17 protein-coding genes are annotated in these 17,125 nt (G+C 55.2%); all 17 read left to right on the plus strand.

The window, feature by feature from the left end; all coding sequences use genetic code 11:
* Nucleotides 1-95: 95 nt before the first annotated feature.
* The 17 genes from mdh to NFU03_RS10555 all read left to right on the plus strand — a co-directional run bounded on the left by mdh (nt 96) and on the right by NFU03_RS10555 (nt 17,111).
* Nucleotides 96-1,037 (plus strand): malate dehydrogenase, encoded by a 942-nt coding sequence (gene mdh, locus NFU03_RS10475; protein WP_251638482.1) that lies wholly within the window; start codon nt 96-98, stop codon nt 1,035-1,037.
* A gap of 146 nt (nt 1,038-1,183) precedes the next feature.
* Entirely contained in the window at nt 1,184-1,663 is a 480-nt protein-coding gene (locus NFU03_RS10480) for a MaoC/PaaZ C-terminal domain-containing protein (RefSeq protein ID WP_251638483.1), read from the plus strand.
* A 1-nt stretch (nt 1,664) separates the two neighbouring features.
* Entirely contained in the window at nt 1,665-2,375 is a 711-nt protein-coding gene (locus NFU03_RS10485) for a response regulator transcription factor (protein WP_251638484.1), read from the plus strand.
* Nucleotides 2,372-3,805: a two-component system histidine kinase PnpS gene (gene pnpS, locus NFU03_RS10490; RefSeq protein WP_251638485.1), complete on the plus strand. Its 1,434-nt coding sequence runs from the start codon at nt 2,372-2,374 to the stop codon at nt 3,803-3,805. The genes NFU03_RS10485 and pnpS overlap by 4 nt, the downstream gene beginning before the upstream one ends.
* Nucleotides 3,806-3,892: 87 nt before the next feature.
* A complete protein-coding gene (gene polA, locus NFU03_RS10495; protein ID WP_251638538.1) occupies nt 3,893-6,520 on the plus strand; it encodes a DNA polymerase I in 2,628 nt (875 codons plus the stop codon).
* 10 nt (nt 6,521-6,530) lie between these two features.
* Entirely contained in the window at nt 6,531-7,403 is an 873-nt protein-coding gene (gene mutM / locus NFU03_RS10500; protein ID WP_251638486.1) for a bifunctional DNA-formamidopyrimidine glycosylase/DNA-(apurinic or apyrimidinic site) lyase, read from the plus strand.
* 17 nt (nt 7,404-7,420) lie between these two features.
* A complete protein-coding gene (coaE, locus tag NFU03_RS10505) occupies nt 7,421-8,014 on the plus strand; it encodes a dephospho-CoA kinase (protein ID WP_251638487.1) in 594 nt (197 codons plus the stop codon).
* A 125-nt stretch (nt 8,015-8,139) separates the two neighbouring features.
* Nucleotides 8,140-9,162: a glyceraldehyde-3-phosphate dehydrogenase gene (locus tag NFU03_RS10510; RefSeq protein ID WP_251638488.1), complete on the plus strand. Its 1,023-nt coding sequence runs from the start codon at nt 8,140-8,142 to the stop codon at nt 9,160-9,162.
* A 180-nt stretch (nt 9,163-9,342) separates the two neighbouring features.
* A complete protein-coding gene (gene nrdR, locus NFU03_RS10515; RefSeq protein WP_251638489.1) occupies nt 9,343-9,834 on the plus strand; it encodes a transcriptional regulator NrdR in 492 nt (163 codons plus the stop codon).
* Nucleotides 9,835-9,851: 17 nt separating this feature from the next.
* Nucleotides 9,852-11,222 (plus strand): replication initiation and membrane attachment family protein, encoded by a 1,371-nt coding sequence (locus NFU03_RS10520; RefSeq protein WP_251638490.1) that lies wholly within the window; start codon nt 9,852-9,854, stop codon nt 11,220-11,222.
* Entirely contained in the window at nt 11,222-12,166 is a 945-nt protein-coding gene (gene dnaI / locus NFU03_RS10525) for a primosomal protein DnaI (RefSeq protein ID WP_251638491.1), read from the plus strand. Before NFU03_RS10520 ends, dnaI begins: the two co-directional genes overlap by 1 nt.
* A gap of 349 nt (nt 12,167-12,515) precedes the next feature.
* Nucleotides 12,516-14,450 (plus strand): threonine--tRNA ligase, encoded by a 1,935-nt coding sequence (gene thrS, locus NFU03_RS10530; protein WP_251638492.1) that lies wholly within the window; start codon nt 12,516-12,518, stop codon nt 14,448-14,450.
* Nucleotides 14,451-14,982: 532 nt separating this feature from the next.
* A complete protein-coding gene (infC, locus tag NFU03_RS10535; RefSeq protein ID WP_251638493.1) occupies nt 14,983-15,489 on the plus strand; it encodes a translation initiation factor IF-3 in 507 nt (168 codons plus the stop codon).
* Nucleotides 15,490-15,519: 30 nt separating this feature from the next.
* The gene (rpmI, locus tag NFU03_RS10540; protein ID WP_251638494.1) at nt 15,520-15,720 is read left to right on the plus strand and encodes a 50S ribosomal protein L35; all 201 of its coding nucleotides are present in this window, start codon (nt 15,520-15,522) and stop codon (nt 15,718-15,720) included.
* 92 nt (nt 15,721-15,812) lie between these two features.
* Nucleotides 15,813-16,172, plus strand: a complete 360-nt coding sequence (gene rplT / locus NFU03_RS10545; RefSeq protein WP_251638495.1) for a 50S ribosomal protein L20 — start codon at nt 15,813-15,815, stop codon at nt 16,170-16,172.
* Between the two features lie 121 nt (nt 16,173-16,293).
* Entirely contained in the window at nt 16,294-16,632 is a 339-nt protein-coding gene (locus tag NFU03_RS10550; RefSeq protein ID WP_251638496.1) for a DUF1294 domain-containing protein, read from the plus strand.
* A complete protein-coding gene (locus NFU03_RS10555) occupies nt 16,623-17,111 on the plus strand; it encodes a dUTP diphosphatase (protein WP_251638497.1) in 489 nt (162 codons plus the stop codon). The genes NFU03_RS10550 and NFU03_RS10555 overlap by 10 nt, the downstream gene beginning before the upstream one ends.
* Nucleotides 17,112-17,125 lie beyond the last annotated feature (14 nt).

Below are 17,125 nucleotides of genomic sequence, written 5' to 3' on the forward strand. Positions count from 1 at the left end.
AGTAACAGACAAAAAGCAGAAGCTCCTACGGCAGCCTCTGCTTTTTGTCTATATGCAGATTCAGTCATTCCACAAAGGAAAGGGAGTCATCCATCATGGCGTTGAAACGGAAGAAAGTATCAGTGATCGGGTCAGGGTTCACAGGAGCGACAACAGCGTTCCTGATCGCCCAGAAAGAGCTGGCGGATGTCGTGCTCGTCGACATCCCGGCGATGGAAAACCCGGCGAAAGGAAAAGCGCTCGATATGCTTGAGGCAGGGCCTGTACAGGGGTATGACGCAAGCATCATCGGCACGTCGGATTACGCAGAGACGAAAGATTCCGATCTCATCATCATCACTGCTGGCATCGCACGGAAGCCCGGCATGAGCCGGGACGATCTCGTGCAGACGAACCAGAAGGTCATGAAGTCGGTCACGAAGGAGATCGTCAAGCACTCACCGGAGACGACGGTCCTTGTCCTCACCAATCCGGTGGACGCGATGACGTATACGGTGTTCAAGGAGTCGGGCCTTCCGAAAGAACGGGTCATCGGACAGTCAGGTGTACTCGATACAGCGCGGTTCCGGACGTTCGTTGCGCAGGAACTCGGTGTCTCCGTAAAAGACGTCACCGGTTTCGTACTCGGCGGCCACGGCGATGATATGGTTCCGCTCATCCGATATTCAGCTGCCGGCGGTGTTCCTCTTGAATCACTGCTGACGCAGGAAAAGATCGGCGAAATTGTAGAACGCACCCGCAAAGGCGGCGCTGAAATCGTCAACCTGCTCGGCAATGGATCGGCGTATTATGCACCGGCAGCCGCGCTCGTCGAGATGGCGGAAGCCGTCCTGAAGGATCAGAAACGGATCGTCCCGGCCATCGCATACTTGGAAGGCGAGTTCGGCATGGAAGGAATCTACCTCGGCGTGCCGGTCGTCCTCGGAGCCGGCGGTATCGAGAAAGTGATCGAACTCGATTTGACCGATGACGAGAAAAGGTCGCTTGAGCAGTCTGCGGAGTCAGTGAGGAAGGTCATGGCCGTGTTGGCAGAGTAATTGAAAAAGTCGGGCAGCGGTGAGGGATGCTGCTCGATTTTTTTCCGCATTATGATAAACTTTAACTACACTATTGAGTACATGGACTGCTATGAACCTGAATGAGCAGAACCCAGATTGACAGAACATACTAAGGGGGACTTTTTTTGATACTTGGTAAAAAAAGACGAGTCGGCAGATCCGTCAGCGACATTAAAATCGGGGAAAAACTGAAACTTACCGAAAAAATCGAAGACCGTGATCTGCTCCTGTATCTCGGTCTGACGAATGATCCGAATCCGATCTATATCCAGCATGACTTCGCCGCCCAGACGGAAGTCGAGCGTCCGATCGTCCCGACCCTCATGCTGACCGGCATCATCACGTCCGCGATCTCGAAATACCTGCCCGGCCCGGGAACGTACATCCTGGCGCAGAACCTCGAGTTCCCTGTCCCTGTCCATCATTACGAAACCGTCGAAGTCACATTGGAGATCACACAGACCGAACCCGAAGAGAACCGCGCGGTCATTTCTGTGATCGCCGAGAACGAAGCGGGGGCCGCTGTCGTCCGAGGAAGTGTGGTCATCGCACCGCCTGCATTGAAGAACCGCCAGCTCACCTCACAGACGCTGGATAACTTCTGATATGGAAACGCCAGCGGAACAGCCCACTCAGACGATCCTGATCGTGGAAGATGACCCTTCGATTTCGACGCTCATCCGTTATAACCTAGAACAGGCGGGCTACCGGGCGCTTACCGCGCTGAACGGCACGACCGCGCTTGAACTGGCTGCGGAACAACACCCTGACCTCATCCTTCTCGACATCATGCTGCCGGGCATGGACGGGACGGACGTGTGTCGTAATCTGCGACGCCAGCGGATCGACATACCGATCATCATGCTCACCGCCCGCTCGGACGAACACGACAAAGTGCTCGGCCTCGAGATCGGTGCGGATGATTATATGACGAAGCCGTTCAGCCCCCGGGAACTGACCGCCCGGGTGAAAGCGGTGCTCCGCCGTACGTCCGGCCGCACCATTCAGGACAGCGCCATCACAATGAACGGAATTACGGTCCGCCCCGGCCGCTATACAGCGGAGCGCAACGGGGAGCCGCTCGAATTCACGCCGAAGGAGTTCGAGCTCCTCGTCTGTCTGATGAAAAACAAAAACAGGGCCGTCTCCCGTGATCAGCTCCTGCAGGACGTATGGAACTATGACTTCAACGGGGACACCCGCATCGTCGATGTCCATATCAGCCGTCTTCGGGAGAAGCTTGAGGACGATTCAAAAAAACCGAGGTCGATCAAAACACTGCGCGGCGTCGGCTATAAGTTCGAGGAAAGCCTATGAAGACGGAAGGGCATACTTCACGTATCCTGCTGACCGCGTGCGCCATGCTGATCGGTTTCACAGTCGTCCTGTGGGTCGTCCTGAGCCAATTCTTCAATATATTCGCACCGGCGGACGACATCGCCCTTGAGCGCCGCTATCTGCTGTTTATCACGGTCGTCCTCCTGCTGTTCCTGCTCGTCAGCCTGTTCATCGTCTCCCGGATCCTCTATCATTTCACGAAGCCGGTCGATGAGCTTGCTCTGGTCGCAGGAAAGCTTGCGGAAGGGGACTTCAAGGCACGTGCCTCCGTCAGCGAATTCAGCGATCTCGGCAGTCTCGCCAGTTCCATCAACAAGATCGCGCAGGCAGGGCAGGAGACACAGGTCGTGAGATTGATGGAGAAGGAGCGGCTGAAAACGTTGATCGAAAGTATCGGCAGCAGCCTCCTCATGCTGGGCAGGGGAGGTACCGTCAACCTTATGAACGGCGTGTTCGCACAGACGTTCCATACGTCGTCTTCCGATTCGGTCGGCAAATCATATAAGGAGATCGGCCTGCCGCCGGATGCCGAACAGCTGATCGAGAATGTCTTCCTATCCGAACAGGTGCACGAACAGCCGATCAGGCTGCAGAAGAACGGGGTGCCGGTCCATCTGAATGTTTACGGGGCCCCCGTCATCGGCAGGCACGGCAACTGGCTCGGCATCATCGTCGTATTCCATGATATTTCAAAGATCATACGCCTGGAAGAGATCCGCAAAGACTTCGTGGCGAATGTGTCTCACGAGCTGAGAACACCCGTCACATCCATCAAAGGCTTCGCAGAGACGCTGCTGGACGGCGCGCTTGACCAGCCTGACATTGCAAGGGAGTTCGTCCGGATCATCGAGAAGGAGAGTGCGAGGCTGCACTCGCTCGTAAGTGATCTGCTGGAACTTTCGGGAATTGAACAGCACAGCTTCACGCTCGACGTCGAACAGGTAGATGTCGTCAGCATCATCCGTGAAGCGGAAAAGCTCGTTTCTAAAAGGCTGGAAGAAAAAGAGATGATCCTGGCAGTCGAGGCACCGGCGAAAGCCAACATAGAAGGGGACAGCCGCCGCCTTATGCAGGTCCTTGTCAATTTACTGGCCAATGCGATCGCCTATTCGAAAACAGGGACGACTGTCCGTATCGGTGCCCGTTTTGAGGCGGACAGCCTGATCCTTTCCGTAGCTGACGAAGGCATCGGCATCGAAGCGGAAAAGATACCGCGTCTGTTCGAGCGGTTCTACAGAGCCGACCTCGCCCGGAGCAGAGACTCGGGCGGAACGGGTCTCGGTCTCGCTATCGTCAAGCACCTGGTAGAAGCCCACGGGGGCGATATCCATGTCGAGAGCAAGGTCGGCCGCGGATCCGAGTTCTCTGTCCGGCTGCCTGTCCATCAGGCCGGCAATACAGCAAAATAGAAGAACCCCGTCGTTTTCTTTTCATCCTGCCCGCATGGTAAGATGAAAGGAGACGACGTTTTTTTGACGAAGGAGTGGACGAGTGACGTGACAAACAAGAAAATTGTATTGCTGGACGGCAACAGCCTTGCGTACCGGGCGTTTTTCGCTTTGCCTTTACTGACCAACGACAACGGCATCCATACGAATGCCGTCTACGGATTCACGATGATGCTGCAGAACATCCTGAAGGAAGAGCAGCCGACACATATTCTGGTCGCGTGGGATGCGGGGAAGACGACTTTCCGGCACACTACGTTCAGTGAATATAAAGGCGGCCGTCAGAAAACACCGCCCGAGCTGTCCGAGCAGTTCCCGTACTTGCGCAAGCTGCTTGAGGCGTATCAGATCCCACAGTACGAGCTCGACAACTACGAAGCCGATGACATCATCGGGACATTGAGCCGGACCGCCGGCGAACAGGCTGCGGAGACGGTCGTCATTTCGGGGGACAAGGATCTGACGCAGCTCGCGACCGATTCCGTGACTGTCTGCATCACGAGGAAAGGGATCACCGACATGGAAGCCTACACACCTGCCCACATCGAAGAGAAGTACGGCATCGAACCGCTGCAGATCATCGATATGAAAGGGCTCATGGGCGACGCATCCGACAACATCCCGGGTGTGCCGGGGGTCGGTGAGAAGACGGCGCTAAAACTGCTGAAGCAATTCGGCTCTGTCGAAAATGTCTACCAGTCGCTGGACGAAGTGAGCGGCAAGAAGCTGAAGGAGAACCTGACAGAGAACGAAGCCCAGGCATTCATGAGCAAGCAGCTCGCGACCATCGACGTCCAGGCACCGATTGCGATCGGTCTTGACGAACTCGCGTATGACGGAGCCGATGACGAACAGGTGAAAGCGGTGTTCAAGGAACTGAAATTCATTTCCCTCCTCGACAAGATGGGAGAGCCGGCGCAAGCCGCGGAGCCTGCGCGGGCAATCGAGGTTGAAACACTGCGGGAAGTCTCGGAAACCGATATCGCCGATCAAATGGCAGTCCACCTCGAAATGATGGATGACAACTACTTCACAACTGAACTGTTCGGCCTTGCACTGACGGACGGGGAGCGCGTCAGCTATGTCCCGCTCGATGTCCTGCAGGAAAGCGCCGTATTGCAGCAATGGCTCGCCGCACCGGATAAACAGAAATACACGACGGACGCGAAAGCGCTGTTTGCTGCACTTGCCCGTCTCGGCATACCGATTGCAGGCATCGATTTCGATCTCACGCTCGCCGCCTATATCGTCAATCCGTCCTTATCGTTCGATGATGTGTCCGAAGCGGCGGCATCCGTCGGCTGGTCGCAGATAGACAAGGACGAAGCGGTCTACGGCAAAGGGGCTAAGAAATCACGGCCTGACGACGACCGTCTCGCACAGCACGCAGGGGCAAAAGCGGCCGCTGTATGGAATCTGCGTGAGCCGGTCTCGAAGCAGCTGGAAGAGAACGGCCAATACGACCTTTATCACGGTCTCGAACTGCCGCTCGCCAAGATTCTCGGAAAAATGGAATCGACAGGTGTGAAAGCGGATCTCGGCACGCTGCAGAAAATCGGCAGCGAACTGTCCGGGCGTCTCGATAAGCTTGAGAAAACGATCTACGAATTGGCTGGCCAGCCGTTCAATATCAACTCCCCGAAACAGCTCGGGGTCATCCTGTTCGAAAAGATCGGTCTGACGCCTATCAAAAAGACGAAGACCGGCTACTCGACAGCGGCGGATGTGCTGGAGAAACTGGCGCCTGAACACGAGATCATCGAGCATATCCTCATGTACCGCCAGCTCGGCAAACTGAAGTCGACATATATCGACGGCCTGTCGAAAGAGATCCACGAAGACGGCAAGATCCATACACGCTACCAGCAGGCGCTGACCCAGACCGGCCGTCTCAGTTCCATCAATCCGAACTTGCAGAATATCCCGATCCGCCTGGAGGAAGGACGTAAGATCCGGGCAGCGTTCGTTCCGTCCGAGCCAGGCTGGATCATGTTCGCCGCCGATTATTCGCAGATCGAATTACGGGTGCTCGCCCACATTTCCCAAGACGAAAAGCTTATCGAAGCGTTCCGTGCGGGGGAGGACATCCATACGAAAACAGCGATGCAAGTGTTCGGTGTCGGCAAAGACGGCGTAACGCCGAACATGCGGCGTGCTGCAAAAGCGGTCAACTTCGGGATCGTCTACGGGATCAGCGACTATGGCCTGTCCCAGAGTCTCGATATCCCGCGCAAGGAAGCCGCCGATTTCATTGAGACCTACCTGGCGAGCTTCCCGGGGGTCCAGCAGTACATGGATGACAGTATTGCAGAGGCGAAAAAACGGGGCTATGTCACGACGATGATGAACCGACGGCGCTATCTGCCGGACATCAACAGCTCGAACTTCAACTTGCGAGGCTTCGCCGAGCGGACGGCGATGAACACGCCGATTCAGGGCACCGCCGCAGACATCATCAAGAAAGCGATGATCGACATGGACAGCCGGATAACGGAGGAAGGCCTGGAGGCACGCATGCTGCTGCAAGTGCACGATGAACTCATCTTCGAAGCACCGGAAAGCGAACTTGAAAAACTGAAAGAACTCGTTCCGGACGTCATGGAACACGCGCTGGAGCTCGACGTTCCGCTGAAAGTCGATTCCGCCTACGGAGCGAGCTGGTACGAAACAAAGTGAGGTGGAAGCTATGCCTGAACTGCCGGAAGTCGAAGGTGTCGTCCGGGCGCTGGCACCCGCAGCAAGCGGCCGGACCATCCGCCGTGTCGCCATATCCGATACGGTGATCCGATCGAAAGAAGCAGGAAAAGAAGCAATCGTCAAAGGACTGTCCGTCGATGAGTTCGCCCGTCAGCTCGCAGGCTGTACGATCGACCGTATCGAGCGCCGCAGCAAGTATATTTACATCCATCTCCTCAAAGAGGGTGACTGCCTGCTGCTCGTCAGCCACCTCGGCATGACGGGCGCCTGGTTCGCTGTGAGCGGGATCGAGGACATCCACGAACAGAAATTCCGCAACCATATCCATGCCGTGTTCGAAATGGAAGACGGCGGGCTGCTCGTCTATTCCGATATCCGCCGGTTCGGGGAGCTCCGGCTTCTCGGCTGTGCGGAAGACTACCCGCCGCTCGGTCAGATGGCACCTGAGCCGTTCGACGACGGAGCGGAAGAGTATTTTCTCGCGAAAGCAGGATCGGCGGCCTATTCGAAAAAGCCGATCAAGGAAGTCATCATGGACGGCCGGGTCATCTCCGGCTGCGGCAATATTTACGCGACCGAAGCACTGTTCCGCACGCGCATCCATCCAAAGCGGGCCGCAGGCAGAGTGAGCGCAGCCCGGAAGCTTCAGCTGTTCCGCGAAATCGTCGATGTGCTGCAGGAAAGCATCCGGGCCGGCGGAAGTTCCATCTCCGACTATCGCAACATCAACGGGGAAGCCGGCACGATGCAGGACCGGCTCCGGATGTACGGCCGGAAAACGTGCCCGGCATGCGGCTCTGAAACCGCGTCTGTCCAGATTGCCGGACGGACGTCGACGTATTGCAAAAAATGCCAGCATTGAGGAGGAGGCAGGATACTATGATCATCGGCCTGACAGGAAGTATTGCGAGTGGTAAAAGCACCGTCGCCCGCATGCTGAAAGCCAGAGGCCTCCCGATCGTCGATGCAGACGAAATTGCGCGTCTCGTCGTCGAACCGGGAAGCCCGGTGCTGAAGCAAATCGAAGAGGCATTCGGACCGGAATCGCTGCGTGGCGACGGGTCCATGAACCGGGAATACGTCGGTAAACTTGTATTCAGCGACAAAGACAAGCGTCTGCAGCTGAATGCGATCATCCATCCCGCCATCCGGAAAGAGCTGACCGCCCAGAAAGAGGCATTCATCGAAGCAGGTGCCGAAACCGTCGTCCTCGATATCCCGCTCCTGTTTGAAAATAAGCTCCATAGTTACGCAGAAAAGATCCTCGTCGTCTCGGTATCACCTGACGTGCAGCTGCGGCGGCTCATGGAACGCAATGCGCTTACGAAGGCGGAGGCCGAAGCCCGCATCTCCTCGCAGCTGCCTGTGGCGGAGAAGGAAGCTGGTGCAGATGCTGTCATCTATAATAACGGCACCTTAGATGAAACCGAAGAGCAAGTGGATGCCGTCCTCGCCGCTTGGAACATCCGCTGACCATTCAGAAAAGTCGAACATTGTTCAGTGCTGCACAAAGTCTTCCCACGTCTGAAAAATGTGTTATACTAATTACGGATATTCGAGTAAACAGTATAACATCATACATACGGGAGGACTTTCTCATGACAACATCAGTAGCGATTAATGGATTTGGCCGCATCGGCCGTATGGTATTCCGCCAGCTGATTGCAGAAGAAGAAGTAACCGCGATCGCGATCAACGCACTGTACCCGCCGGAAACGTTAGCACATTTGATTAAGTATGACACAACTCACGGCACGTTCGACGGAGAAGTGGAAATTGCGGACAATGCATTGATCGTGAACGGCAAGCGTGTTGAACTTGTTGCAGAACGGGATCCTTCCAAACTCCCTTGGGAAAAGCTCGGTGTCGACATCGTCATCGAAGCGACCGGAGTCTTCAACGCACGTGACAAAGCAGCCCTCCATCTGGATGCAGGCGCGAAGAAAGTCATTTTGTCGGCACCCGGCAAAAACGAAGACATCACGATCGTCATCGGCGTAAACGATGAAAAGCTCGACATTTCGAAGCACGATGTCATTTCGAACGCCAGCTGCACGACGAACTGCCTGGCGCCTGTCGTCAAAGTGCTGAATGACGAATTCGGCATCGAGAACGGTCTCATGACGACCGTCCACGCATATACGAACGACCAGAAAAACCTGGATAACCCGCACAAAGACTTGCGCCGCGCCCGCTCTTGCGGCCAGTCGATCATTCCGACATCGACCGGAGCAGCAAAAGCGCTGTCCCTCGTCCTCCCTGAACTCGAAGGGAAGATCCACGGCATGGCGCTGCGCGTTCCGACACCGAACGTCTCGCTCGTCGACCTCGTCGTCGATCTGAAACAGGACGTCACTGCGGAACAAGTGAACGAAGCGTTCAAAAAAGCATCCGAAGGGAAGCTGAACGGAATCCTCGGCTTCACGACAGAACCGCTCGTGTCGATCGACTTCAACAATACGACGGACTCGGCGATCATCGACGGCCTGTCGACAATGGTCATCGGCGACCGCAAAGTGAAAGTGCTCGCCTGGTACGACAACGAATGGGGCTATTCTGCCCGTGTCGTCGACCTGACGAAGAAAGTTGCTAAAGAGCTCCGCGCAGAAGTCCGCGCATAATCGAATACAACTGGTGAACTGTCCTTCCGTCTGCAGACTAGCAGCCGGCAGGGCAGTTTTTTGTCGCCTCTGTACGGAAACAGCGGCAGACCCACCCGGCAAGGGTGACGTTTCCCGGGTGTTCCCGGAGCGCGCTGTCTGTTATACTATATGAACTAACGGAAACCGGAGGAACGAATCATGAAATGTCCAGCATGCCATTACAACGGAACGCGTGTCATCGACTCAAGGCCCGCTGAAGAGAACAGTTCGATACGGAGGCGGCGGGAATGTGAACGCTGCACGTACCGGTTTACGACATTCGAAAAAGTGGAGGAAGCCCCGCTCATCGTCGTGAAAAAAGAAGGGACACGGGAAGAGTTCACGGGAGAAAAACTGCTCCGCGGCCTTGTCCGTGCCTGTGAGAAACGTCCGGTGGCATTGGAAGACTTGCAGAACATCGTCCGCTCGATCGAGAAGGAACTGAAAAGCCGCGGCATCACGGAGATCGCTTCCCATGATGTCGGTGAAATGGTCATGGAGCGGCTGGCGGACGTTGACGAAGTGGCCTATGTCCGGTTTTCATCTGTCTACCGCGATTACCAGAACATCACGATGTTCATCGACGAATTGAAGAACTTGCAGAAAGGACCGCTGCGCGAGAAGAACCGGCCGCAGGAAGAGTCCAACTAGCAGGAAGGTGAGAACACATGCTATACCAAGAATTACAGCCAGTCGATGCCTATACGCTGAAGCAGTCCGCTTCGTTTTCGGAGTATGACCGGCAGCTCCTCTCGCTGTTCTACCAGCCGCTGACCGGACCGGAACCGATCAGTCTGTTCCTGACGCTCTGGGCCGATGCGGAGACGAATATCCCGCGTACATTCAACCATTACCATCTGATGAACCACCTGAGCATGTCGCTGCCCGCCGTCTTCCAAGCGCGGATTTCGCTGGAAGCGATCGGCCTTCTTCGATCATATATGAGGATGGAAGGGGACAGCCGCACGTTCGTCTATGAGCTGCTGCCGCCGCTTGACGCCGATCAGTTCTTCCATGACCCGCTTCTTGCGACGTTCCTGTTCAGCAAAATCGGGGAGACTTCCTACCGGGAGCTCCGTGCCCGTTTTGCGGTCGACAAGCTGGACATGACAAAATACAAGGAAGTGTCCCGGAACTTCCTCGACGTCTACACACCCGTCAACGGCAATGCCCACGAGCTGCTTAACGACCAGCCGCTCCGCCAAAAAACCGGATCGGAGGGTGTGCCGTTCGACGACAGCTTTTTCGATTTCAGCCTGATGATGAGCGGCCTGTCCGAACAGATGGTGCCGCGCAGCGCGGTCGCCGGAATTCCGCAGCAGCTCATTGCAAAGCTGGCTTTCCTTTATTCACTCAGCCCGCTCGATATGCAGAAAGTGATCATGATGGCGCTCGATGACAAGCTGGAAGTGCCTGAAGACCGGCTGCGCCGGGCGGCAACTGATTTTTATAAGATGAACATCTCAAATACGGCACCGAAATTGAACAGATCCTACATACCGGAAGACGCACCCGAGCCGGCAGGTTCTCAGCCGCCGATGTCGAAACAGCAGGAACTCCTCGCCTATTTCAAACGTGTATCCCCGAGGGAACTGCTGTATGATCTGATCGGCTCCGAACCGTTTTCGGTGGATGTCAAACTGGCCGAACGGCTTATGAACGTCCACAAGCTGCCATTTGAGGTCGTGAATGTCCTCCTGCATTACATCGTTTTGAACAATGACGGCAAGATCACGAGCGGTTTCGCGGAACGGATCGCGTCCCATTGGGCGGTGAAAAAGGTCGATTCGGCTGAGAAAGCAATGGAACTCTCCCGGAAAGGCTTGGATGAGTCCGAACAGCGCAAGAAAGAAGGCAGCCAGACATCCGTCAGAAGCCGCAAGCCGGCACGGGAAGAACAAGTGCCCGACTGGTTCCGCAAGAAAGACGCAACTCCGGAACCGGTGAAAACGGAGCCCGCTGAAGATGATGAAGAAATCGAGAACAAACGGAAAGCATTGATGGCAAGACTCGAATCGATGCGGAATGAGGTGAACTGATGGAACGGATAGGAGATGCCATGAAACGGGTCATTAACGCCCCGGCCCTCGCTGCACGCTACGAACAGCTGCGGAACGAAGTGCTGGCCGATGAACGGATCCAGCGATTCATCGAGGAGCATTCCGGCGAAATCGACAAACAGGTCATCGATCGGAGCCTGAACAAACTGTACGAATATACGACGGCGTCCCACAAATGCGCCGACTGCCCGAGCCTCGACGGCTGCATCAACGTCATGAAAGGGTTCGAGCCGACACTCATCATGAACCAGGGGATGATCGACGTGACGTACATCCGCTGTCCGCGGAAGGAACTAGACGACGAAAAGCGCGCAGTCAGCAAGATGCTCGACAGCCTGTACATGCCGCGCGACGTCATGGCCGCAAAACTGCCGGACATCGACCTGTACCATGATAACAGCCGGCTGGATATCGTCGACCAGGCCGGCAGGTTCATCACCGAATACGAATCGACAGGGAAGCTGCCGGAGAAAGGGCTATACATCCACGGACCGTTCGGAACCGGGAAGTCCTACATCCTCGGCGCCCTCGCGAACGAACTGGCAAGCCGCCAGATCCGCACCGTCGCCGTCTATCTGCCTGAATTCCTGAGGGAGATCAAACAATCGATCCAGGACCAGTCGCTGAACGAGAAGATCGATTTCGTCAAAAGGGCATCCGTCCTCATGCTTGACGATATCGGCGCCGAATCGATGTCGGCCTGGACACGGGACGAAGTGCTCGGCACGATCCTGCAATACCGGATGGCCGAACAGCTCCCGACATTCTTTACTTCGAATTTCACGATGTCCGAGCTCGAACACCACCTGACGTATACACAGCGCGGCGAAAAAGAACCGATCAAAGCCGCCCGTATCATGGAACGGATCCACATGACGAGCACACCAGTCCGCCTCTCCGGCGAAAACCGCCGCGGCAAGTGAAGTTGACAGATTTTTTACGGAACACTTGCTTTTTGCGGGTGACTTCCCTATACTAATCACCATACATGAAACAAATGCGCAGAAAAGGACAGCGATCGTCTGGACGGCCGACAGAGAGCGGGGGAACAGCTGAGACCCTTGCAGGAACCGACACCGATCGACCCCCTTGGAGCAGCAGCAGGGAACTTGCAGTACCTGCTGACGGACCCGGCCCGTTAGCCGCTTGAAGCTTCATCTTTCCGGCTGCGTCCGGATGGAAGGAAGAAGGGTGGAACCGCGAGAACAAGTCTCGTCCCTTTATGGGATGGGTCTTTTTTTGTTCTCAAAAATAGAAAAGGAGTGCATCGACATGCCAGAATCAGTACAGTTGAAATTCCCGGATGGGGCCGTAAAGGAGTTCCCGGCCGGCACAACGACAGAAGACGTCGCCGCATCGATCAGCCCCGGGCTGCGGAAGAATGCACTTGCAGGAAAGCTCGGCGACCAGCTCATCGACCTGAAGACACCGATTGACCATGATGGGGACATTGCAATCATCACGTCCCAGTCACCGGAAGCGCTTGAGATCCTGCGCCATAGTACAGCCCACCTGCTCGCCCAGGCGGTCAAACGCAAATTTCCGGATGCGAAACTCGGAGTGGGACCGGCAATCGAAAACGGCTTCTATTACGACATCGACTCACCGACGCCGATCACAGCCGATGACCTGCCGGAACTCGAAAAGGAAATGAAACGGATCATCGGGGAGAACCTGCCCGTCGTCCGCCACATCGTCACTCGTGCCGAAGCACAAAAACGTTTCAAGGAGATCGACGACGAATACAAACAGGAACTGCTCGAAGCGATCCCTGAAAACGAAGAAGTGACAATCTACGAACAAGGCGAATTCTTCGACCTGTGCCGCGGCGTCCACGTTCCGTATACCGGCAAACTGAAGGAATTCAAACTGCTCAGCATCGCCGGTGCCTACTGGCGCGGTGATTCCAACAACAAGATGCTGCAGCGGATCTACGGCACGGCCTTCTTCAAGAAAGAAGACCTGAACGCCCACTTGAAGATGCTCGAGGAAGCGAAAGAACGCGACCACCGCAAAATCGGCAGGGAGCTCGACTTGTTCATGAACTCCCAGAAAGTCGGACAGGGCCTTCCGCTCTGGCTTCCGAAAGGCGCAACGATCCGCCGCGTCATCGAGCGCTACATCGTCGACAAGGAAGAACGTCTCGGCTATGACCACGTCTACACACCGGTGCTCGGAAGCGTTGAGTTATATAAGACATCCGGCCACTGGGATCATTACCAGGACGGCATGTTCCCGGTCATGAGCATGGATAACGAAGACCTCGTGCTCCGCCCGATGAACTGTCCGCACCATATGATGATCTATAAGAACAATATCCACAGCTACCGCGAACTGCCGATCCGCATCGCGGAACTCGGCACAATGCACCGCTACGAAATGTCCGGAGCACTTTCCGGCCTGCAGCGTGTACGCGGGATGACGCTGAACGACGCGCACATCTTCGTCCGCCCTGATCAGATCAAAGAAGAGTTCCAGCGCACGGTCCAGCTCATCATCGACGTCTACAAAGACTTCAACATCACGGACTACTCGTTCCGCCTGTCGTACCGTGACCCGGCGGATACAGAGAAATACTTCGATGATGATGCGATGTGGGAACGCGCGGAAAGCATGCTGAAAGATGCGATGGACGGCATGGGGCTCGATTACACCGAAGCAATCGGTGAAGCGGCATTCTACGGTCCGAAACTCGACGTCCAGGTGAAAACAGCGATCGGTATGGAAGAGACACTCTCCACTGTCCAGCTCGACTTCCTGCTCCCTGAACGCTTCGACCTGACATACGTTGGTGAAGACGGCAAGCAGCACCGCCCGGTCGTCATCCACCGCGGTGTCGTCTCGACGATGGAACGCTTCGTCGCCTTCCTCATCGAAGAATACAAAGGCGCCTTCCCGACATGGCTCGCTCCGGTCCAAGTCGAAGTCATCCCGGTTTCGCCGGAAGCCCACTTCGACTACGCCGACAGCATCCGGGAACAGCTCACAGCAGCCGGCTTCCGCGTCGACCTCGACAGCCGCGACGAAAAAATCGGCTACAAGATACGCGAAGCCCAAGTCCAGAAAGTCCCGTACATGCTCGTCCTCGGCGACAAGGAAATCGAATCCGGCACCGTCAACGTCCGCAAATACGGCGAACAAAAATCCGAATCCTTGTCCTACGAGAACTTCCTGGCCCTGCTGAAACAAGACACCAACCGCAACTGATATGTAGTTAGCTAATACACTCAGTTGATCGGAGTGCAGGGCGGCGACTCCGAGGGGATTAGCGAGCAGGTTGAGACCCCGCAGAGAGCGAAGCGACCGAGGAGGCTCAACGCTCGCCCCCCGGAAAGCGTCCGCCCGGAACGCAGATCAACGTTTGGCAGTGAGGACACCTTGCACACAATACGCAGGGTGTCCTCGTTTTATTTTAATCTGCTTGACATGCAATGCAGTCCATGGTAAAGTAGGTAAGGTAAAAGAATACAGTTTGTGATACAAGAAGGAGCTGCCCGCTTCTCACCCCATCGACGCCATCCGGCAGTTGCTGAGGTCAGCACAGTAGTGAAGCCTCGTGCCGAAATACGCACGTGCGCATACGCGGGTAGACAAATGACCATTTGTCTGCTTTTTTTATTGCCTCATTACCGCTGCGGCTTGAGCCCGACGGTTCTGCATGCTGTGCCGGACGGTGCAGCCTGCTCAAACAGTGTATTCGCGAGATATTATTCGGAGGTGGATTACGATTAGCAAAGACATGTATGTGAACGAAGGGATTCGTGCCCGTGAACTTCGACTCATCGACCACAATGGTGATCAGCTCGGCATTAAATCCCGCAACGAAGCACTTGACATTGCTGCCCGTGCCAACTTGGACCTCGTCCTCGTCGCTCCTACAGCGAAACCGCCTGTAGCCCGCGTCATGGACTACGGTAAATTCAAGTTCGAGCAGCAGAAAAAAGAGCGGGAAACCCGGAAGAACCAAAAGATCATCCAGGTCAAAGAAGTCCGGCTCAGCCCGACTATCGATGAGCACGACTTCCAGACAAAGCTTCGCAACGGGATCAAATTCCTCGAAGCAGGCGACAAAGTGAAAGCATCCATCCGTTTCCGCGGACGTGCAATCACACACAAAGAAATCGGTCAGCGCGTCCTAGACAAGTTTGCAGAAGCTTGTAAAGAGGTCGGAACTGTGGAAGTCCGTCCGAAAATGGAAGGCCGCAGCATGTTCCTGATGCTTGCACCGATCAACGAAAAAAAGTAAGCTGAACAAACGATTTAGGAGGAACAGATCATGCCAAAAATGAAGACTCACCGCGGATCCGCGAAACGTTTCAAGAAGACAGGAACTGGTAAAGTGAAACGCGGCCGTGCGTACACAAGCCACCTTTTCGCCAACAAGTCGACAAAAGCAAAGCGTCACTTGCGTAAAGGCTCCCTCATTTCATCTGGAGACTACAAGCGTATCCGTGAAATGATCACGTACATGAAGTAATTCCGCACGACCCGGCCGAAGATTCCAATGGAGTCCGGCTGACCCTATACAAAACTAAATTTATTCTTATGGAATAGCAGGAGGTAATTACTATGCCACGCGTAAAAGGTGGAACAGTGACGCGCAAGCGCCATAAACGAGTATTGAAATTAGCGAAAGGGTATTTCGGTTCGAAACACCGTCTATACCGAGTAGCCAACCAGCAAGTCATGAAATCATTGAACTATGCTTACCGGGATCGCCGCCAGAAGAAGCGGGACTTCCGCAAACTGTGGATCACACGTATCAACGCGGCAGCACGCACGAACGGTATGTCGTACAGCACATTGATGCACGGCCTGAAAGTGGCTGGCGTTGACGTGAACCGTAAAATGCTCGCAGACCTGGCTGTATCCGATGCAGCTGCATTTGCTCAATTCGCAGAAACAGCAAAACAATCATTGTCTAAATAATAGACTTTGACGATGCCGTGATTCCGGAACTTTCCGGTCACGGCATTTTTTTATGCACAATCTTGAGTTGCCGTAAAGATTCAACCATTCCGGCCGACAAGTAAGAAGAAGGGGTGAGAGGATGCAAGAGATCGCAATCGGCTGGATCGCCATCCTGTCCATCTGTGCATTTGCGGTGATGGGCTACGACAAACGGCAGGCGGTCCGCCGCGAATGGCGGGTGCCGGAACGACAGCTGTGGCTGCTGGCACTGGCCGGCGGGGGGATCGGAGCGTACTTCGGCATGCAGACGTTCCGCCATAAGACCCGGCATACGGCGTTCCGTATCGGCTTTCTGCTGCTTGCGCTGATCGATGCGTCACTGCTGCTCTTGTTATTCGGTGTGCGGCTGCCGTCACTCGATGGCGTCCTGGCGGTACACTGGCTTATTAAACTGAAGGAGGAGATCCCGTGGAACTGACGAAACTTTTCACTATGCAGAAATCACTCGATACATACATCCAAGATCAGCACGGATTGGCGGCTTCGCAATTATTCGAAGACAAACTGCTCGCACTGCTCGTGGAGCTGTCGGAATTGGCGAACGAGACGCGCTGCTTCAAATTCTGGAGCACGAAAGGACCTTCCGAGAGGGCGGTCATCCTCGAAGAATACGTCGATTCGATCCATTTCCTCCTGTCGCTCGGCATCGTGAAAGACCTGACATCATTCAGCGACTGGACGATATCCGGAACGGACGATACGCTGACGGCGCTGTTCATCCGGACCCACGGCGCGGTACTCGCTTTCGGAGAACAGCGGGACATGGACAGCTATGTGGAACTTTGGACACAGTACGGACTGCTGGCAGGAAAACTCGGCTTCACCCCTGACGAAATCATGGCGTCTTATCTAGAGAAGAACGAGAAGAACTATGAACGTCAGAAATCAGGCTACTGACATCTTCGAGCGAA

This window comes from Sporosarcina sp. NCCP-2716, from assembly GCF_023707985.1.
Classification (GTDB): Bacteria; Bacillota; Bacilli; order Bacillales_A; family Planococcaceae; genus Sporosarcina.

Bases quoted from the DNA above. Each gene is read 5' to 3' on its own strand.
- mdh (WP_251638482.1), top strand. From the start codon at position 96: ATGGCGTTGAAACGGAAGAAAGTATCAGTGATCGGGTCAGGGTTCACA.
- NFU03_RS10485 (WP_251638484.1), top strand. From the start codon at position 1,665: ATGGAAACGCCAGCGGAACAGCCCACTCAGACGATCCTGATCGTGGAA.
- pnpS (WP_251638485.1), top strand. From the start codon at position 2,372: ATGAAGACGGAAGGGCATACTTCACGTATCCTGCTGACCGCGTGCGCC.
- mutM (WP_251638486.1), top strand. From the start codon at position 6,531: ATGCCTGAACTGCCGGAAGTCGAAGGTGTCGTCCGGGCGCTGGCACCC.
- coaE (WP_251638487.1), top strand. From the start codon at position 7,421: ATGATCATCGGCCTGACAGGAAGTATTGCGAGTGGTAAAAGCACCGTC.
- NFU03_RS10510 (WP_251638488.1), top strand. From the start codon at position 8,140: ATGACAACATCAGTAGCGATTAATGGATTTGGCCGCATCGGCCGTATG.
- nrdR (WP_251638489.1), top strand. From the start codon at position 9,343: ATGAAATGTCCAGCATGCCATTACAACGGAACGCGTGTCATCGACTCA.
- NFU03_RS10520 (WP_251638490.1), top strand. From the start codon at position 9,852: ATGCTATACCAAGAATTACAGCCAGTCGATGCCTATACGCTGAAGCAG.
- dnaI (WP_251638491.1), top strand. From the start codon at position 11,222: ATGGAACGGATAGGAGATGCCATGAAACGGGTCATTAACGCCCCGGCC.
- thrS (WP_251638492.1), top strand. From the start codon at position 12,516: ATGCCAGAATCAGTACAGTTGAAATTCCCGGATGGGGCCGTAAAGGAG.
- infC (WP_251638493.1), top strand. From the start codon at position 14,983: ATGTATGTGAACGAAGGGATTCGTGCCCGTGAACTTCGACTCATCGAC.
- rpmI (WP_251638494.1), top strand. From the start codon at position 15,520: ATGCCAAAAATGAAGACTCACCGCGGATCCGCGAAACGTTTCAAGAAG.
- rplT (WP_251638495.1), top strand. From the start codon at position 15,813: ATGCCACGCGTAAAAGGTGGAACAGTGACGCGCAAGCGCCATAAACGA.
- NFU03_RS10550 (WP_251638496.1), top strand. From the start codon at position 16,294: ATGCAAGAGATCGCAATCGGCTGGATCGCCATCCTGTCCATCTGTGCA.